At 55.8% G+C, this 5,112-nt stretch carries 4 protein-coding genes; all 4 read left to right on the top strand.

What is annotated here, in order from left to right; genetic code table 11:
• The first annotated feature begins 769 nt into the window (after window positions 1-769).
• A complete protein-coding gene (locus tag M3I54_RS43440; protein ID WP_133191099.1) occupies window positions 770-1,624 on the top strand; it encodes a sterol desaturase family protein in 855 nt (284 codons plus the stop codon).
• A gap of 93 nt (window positions 1,625-1,717) precedes the next feature.
• Window positions 1,718-2,494, top strand: coding sequence for a glycosyl hydrolase (locus M3I54_RS43435; RefSeq protein ID WP_133191097.1), 777 nt, complete (start codon window positions 1,718-1,720; stop codon window positions 2,492-2,494).
• A gap of 812 nt (window positions 2,495-3,306) precedes the next feature.
• Window positions 3,307-4,272, top strand: coding sequence for a tyrosine-type recombinase/integrase (locus M3I54_RS43430; protein ID WP_254346544.1), 966 nt, complete (start codon window positions 3,307-3,309; stop codon window positions 4,270-4,272).
• On the top strand, window positions 4,269-5,112 hold an 844-nt coding region (locus M3I54_RS43425), incomplete at its 3' end, for a tyrosine-type recombinase/integrase (protein WP_254346542.1). The genes M3I54_RS43430 and M3I54_RS43425, both read left to right, overlap by 4 nt.

Here is a 5,112-nt window from a genome sequence, read left to right as displayed (position 1 = left end):
CGCCCGCAGTCCGTTCGTATCGCCTGAGGTTGAAAACATGGAGGCCACTTCGTCCCTATGCTCGATTTATGCAACAACGCCGCCTCGAGTACACCACTTAACTGGTCCCATAGAGGACGCCTTACAAGCGATCGTCGGTTCTTTCGTACCTCGCCATCCGCTCAATTTATGATGTAGGACTATATCGGTGCGGCAGCCAGGAAAATCAAATCGTTAAATGCCAGCTGTCGTTTCTCGCTTGTCCCAGTGGCCAGATGTCCCCGAGAGACGAACTCGCCGCTGTGGGTTTCGTGCCACGCCAACCCCACTGTGGCGGTATAGGAATGACGGTCGACCGCGATCAGATTGCCGTCGTGTCGTAGAAGAGCAGGGTCGGTGAACAGTGTGGCAATCAACTCTTGCAACAAATCCGTTGTGGCTGAATGCCGCCAGTACTTACGTACTGAGGTGCAAACGGCATTTAGAACGCGGATGCTTCCGATCCAAACAATCAATTTTCACAATGGCGCGAAGCGATGCATACTAGAACCTGCTGTGTAGTCGTCACTGTTATGGTTTGAAGTACTACGGTCCTGATGTTGCTTGACCTGCTAGGTGCAACCCGTGCACTACCGCCCGCACTTCCAATTGCATGCCGAGCCGGCATTTATAGGATACGCTGGGCCAAATAGTTTCGGACCTGTGAACCGACAGCTGTCAGGCCGCTGGCTGGCCAGTACCACTTTTACCTAGGCTCGCGCATAGAGCGCCGATTCGCCGGAGCAAATGAATGCACGTTGTCGATATTGATCAGATGGCCCTGTTCTTCGTGAACTCATTTGAGCTCGTGATGGTCTTCGCTAACGTCTGCGTCGTACTCGAGCTGATCTTCCCGGCCTACCGCTACAGTTTTTCGTCATACATTCGGGGCGTGCGGAACTGGATAATCCGCATCGGTTGTGGTGCATTAATCTGGCACCTTTACGCTATGGGGCTGCAATGGCTAGGGGTGAAACCACTCCTGACAGTGGATTTTGGGGCGTTGCTCCATTCCGGCAACACGATCGCCGGGGTGTTTATGGCGGTTTTTTCTGGCGTTCTGGTTGCAATTGCCGGCGACTTCTTTTACTACTGGATGCACCGCGCGCAGCACGCAATTCCGTTCCTGTGGCGCTTGCATGCGACTCATCACTCGATCCGCGAGTTGACTGCATGGAACTGTAATCATCACATTTCCGAACCGATTGTTTACGCGATGTTTGTAGCACTGCCACTCGCGCTAATCCACTTCAAGTCCGGTGTCGTGCCCGCGGTTGCCATGACGCTAATTAGCTTTCAGGCGCATCTTTCTCACTCCAGCACGCGTGTGAATCTCGGGCCGCTCCGATACATCATCGGCGATAACCAGTTTCACCGCATTCACCACTCAATGGAATCGCATCACCGGCACCAAAACTATGGATTCTTCACCACCATCTGGGACACAGTTTTTCGCACTGCATACTGGCCGGAAAAAGAGGAATGGCCGGAAGTGGGTCTTCGCAACCAACCGGAACCGCATACGGTTCGCGACTACGTTCTGTTCCCGTTTGACCAACGCCGCTGGTTCCGACCGGCAATCAAAAGTGGCAAAGGGAATGAATGACAGTTCGGCAATGTTACGGCTCATATCGCCGCTAAAAGCCAAGGGAGACCAATCTCGACTGACATCATCGACCCTATAGGAGACAGCAACCTTATGCAGCGAATGCCATTCCTCGCCGGCTGTGCCGCCACAGCTTTGATGGTTTGCAGTGCAGAAGCACAGGCCGAGGCCTGGTCTGCAACTTCGCCCGAAGCCTCGTCCTGCTATCCGTCCGATCTCCTTTTTGCTTCCAGCTCCTACGGAAGCTACACGTTCAACAATGACGTCTGGTCGCCCTGCCAAGGTGTCGCTGCAGGCAAGCAGACGATCTGGGCCAACAGCAACCTTGACTGGGGCGTCTCTTCAAATCAACCCGACACCGGCCACATCAAGTCCTATCCACACATCGGATATGCGGTCAACAAGTCCCTCAGTTCGCTTAAGTCGCTGACTGCTGTCGTCTCAGCGATCACCCCTTCTAGCGGCGCTTGGGAATCGACCTTCGATATCTGGGCCGGAAACAACGCGCATGAAATCATGATCTGGCTCAACTATACCGGATCCCCTGATGGCTGCGGCAACGTAAAACCGATTTCCGCGAACTGGACGTTTTCCGGCTGCGCGATCCCAATTCAGAAAGATGTCCAGCTGTCGGGCGCTTACTGGAATGTCTACGTGGGCAGCAATAGCAGTAACACGGTCTATTCGTTTCTTCGCACAAAAAAGACCGACCACACCACGCTCGACGTGCTGGCATTCATGAATTACCTCAAGTCGCGGAATTATTTCGATGATGTCGTGCTCGGCGATGTTCAGTACGGCTTCGAGATAACGTCGTCGCCTGGCGGTCTGCCTTTCGCGTCCAAAAACTTCTCCATCACCGCGGAGTGATATCGGCGCCTCCCGTCCTCGCCTGTATATTTATATCCGCTGGTAATGCAGAATTCTCGGAACCGGTCAGCCGGGATGACCGTCGTTCTTCCCAACGGCGAAAATTTGATTGACGTCAAGCGATCCGTGCGGTGGCGCAGGAGCAGGGTAAGCGACTCGTGCCGGCCGTTATAGACGGCGGCTGAGGGCGACATCGAAGTGATGCCCATCATTTCCAATCTGATGGGCATCACTTTGACACAGTCTGCGGAGAAGAAGCCGGGTGTTGCGGCTCACATTTTCTGCTAACGGTGTTCACAGAAGCGCTAAAGTGCCCACTAATTCGGCTAGCGCGCCTTGCAGGGATAACGATTTATCGCTTGAAGAGCGGTAGCGAAGTTGGCCGCATTGCGTAATACAGGGTGAAAGTGGTGCCCGAGAGCGTCACGGCCACATGTATCCATTGGCCGTTCTGCAGCGGCGCCTAGCCGTCGACCGGACGCTCGTTTGCGACCAGTTGAGCGTGAGCGTGAGCGAGAAACGCACCGTGCCACCACCGCTGTTACGGGTGAGCATCATGTAACGACGACCGGTGCACTGCACGCGCGCCCATTTGTTTCGTGCTGCTTAGAGCAGGGTCGGCCGGGATTCGCGAATATCTGAAGCTTCAGATATTAACGATTACCCCCACCGCTGAATTAGGCGAAGCTCGGTGACGGCGAAAGCGCCCTGCATTACTGAGGCGGCGCTGTGCAAGATCGACAGGATGGCAAAGGTTCGCATAATTTCCTGAACTTTTCCTACCGGCCATGATGGCCGGCAAGGAGAAGACCATGACGCATCCGGAACTGTTGCGCGGGAAGGAATACCCCGAAGCGCGCTTGCCATCAATCACGACCGCAGCCCAGTTTCTGAGCGAGTTTGATTCATACCTCGGCGCCGTCAGGGGTCTGGCGCAGGGCACCCGAAGGAAGTATGGCCGGTTCGTTCAACTCTTCCTGGATGAGTGGTGCGGTGACAGTCCGCCGAATTGGCAAGACCTTTCAACCGAACATCTCCGCACATACCTGCGTCACGAATTCTCGATCAGGAAGCGGCGGCCATCGAATTCACCGATCGTCGCGCTGCGCGCAATGTTGCGCTTTCTCGCCGTCAGGGGATTGACGCAGCCCGGTCTGGAGGAAACGCTTCCACGAATTCGGCGTTGGCGTCATGCGACGCTTCCGCCGCGTTTGTCGTGCGCCGATGTCGATCGGCTGATCAAATGCGTGGGCGATGCTGCGACGTTTCAACCATTGCGGAATACGGCAATAGTGCTGCTGCTCGCAAGAACCGGGATGCGTGCTGCCGAAGTCGCTCGCCTCAGTCTGGATGACGTTGACTGGGCCTGCGGCGTCATTCATATCCGTGAAACCAAGACCCGTCGTGACCGTGACCTGCCATTATCCCGAGATGTGGGGCGCGCCTTGCTGGCATACCTCAAACGGGAGCGTCCTCCATCATCGTACAGGACGATATTTCTGCAAGCGATTCCGCCGTCGCAGCCATTCACCGACTCCAGCGCGATTTCCAAGATCGTCCGGCGAGCCCTGATTCGAGCAGATATCGCTCCCGCACGCGGTTCAACACACCTGATACGTCATGCCGTGGCAACAACCATGTTGACACGCGGATCGAGTTTCAAAAACATCGCCGATGTGCTGGGTCATCGATCCCTTCAGTCCACCGCCATTTACGCGAAGCTGGACCTGTCATCGCTGTCGCGCATCGCCATGCCGTGGCCGGGAGACAGATCATGAACGGTGAGGAACTTCAGGAGCTGCTGAGCCGCTACGTCGAAGACCGCAAGTTGCTGGGTTACCGGCAAGCCTATAGCGGAACGCTCGCACGTTTCGTTAAGGACATTATCCACGATCGCGCCGGTGAATCGATAAAGACTACTGATGTCATCGAATGGATCATGCGGGTTCGCCGTGCACCGTCGAGCCAGTCTGCCATCCTCAGTGCCCTGCGCGGGTTTCTGCGCTTCGTAAAGGCTGTCGATCCAGCGACCTCGGTACCCGGCAAACATCTGCTGGCAACTCCACGTCGCAATCCGCCGTACGTTCTGAGCGCTGCACAACTGCAATCGATCCTGAATCTGGCGACGACTGCGCGACCGCGGGGTGGTCTGCGATCTGCTGCCTACGTCGCAATCTTGGGGTTGCTTGCCAGTTCCGGGTTACGTATCGGCGAAGCTCTACACCTCAAGGCGATCGACGTGCACCTTGGGGAAGATCTGCCACATATCGTTGTTCGTGAAAGTAAATTCAAAAAGGCACACATCGTACCCTTGCATCCAACAACCGCAGCTCATCTGAGGCAGTACGCCGGCCGACGGGGACACAAGTGTGCGTATTTCGGCGAAGTCGAACACGGATTTCGGTTGAAGTCGAACGGTTTCGGGGTATTCCGGAATCGGTGTTCGGCGCTCCGAAACGCGTGTTCATCTTCCCGAAATCGGTGTTCAGCCCGCCGAAACGGCTGTTCACTCCGCCGAAATGCGTGTTCGGTGAGCCGAAACGAAAGGCGCGGTTTTGGTTGGCGGTACTGCGGATGGCTCAATCGGCCGGCGGTTAAGGTTGCTCCTTTTGGGAGAA

Source organism: Paraburkholderia sp. CNPSo 3274 (genome assembly GCF_024206475.1).
Lineage (GTDB): Bacteria > Pseudomonadota > Gammaproteobacteria > Burkholderiales > Burkholderiaceae > Paraburkholderia.
This window is presented reverse-complemented; position numbering and strand designations above follow the sequence as displayed.

Excerpts from the sequence above, each read along its gene's own strand:
- M3I54_RS43440 (WP_133191099.1), top strand. The coding sequence starts at position 770 with ATGCACGTTGTCGATATTGATCAGATGGCCCTGTTCTTCGTGAACTCA.
- M3I54_RS43435 (WP_133191097.1), top strand. The coding sequence starts at position 1,718 with ATGCAGCGAATGCCATTCCTCGCCGGCTGTGCCGCCACAGCTTTGATG.
- M3I54_RS43430 (WP_254346544.1), top strand. The coding sequence starts at position 3,307 with ATGACGCATCCGGAACTGTTGCGCGGGAAGGAATACCCCGAAGCGCGC.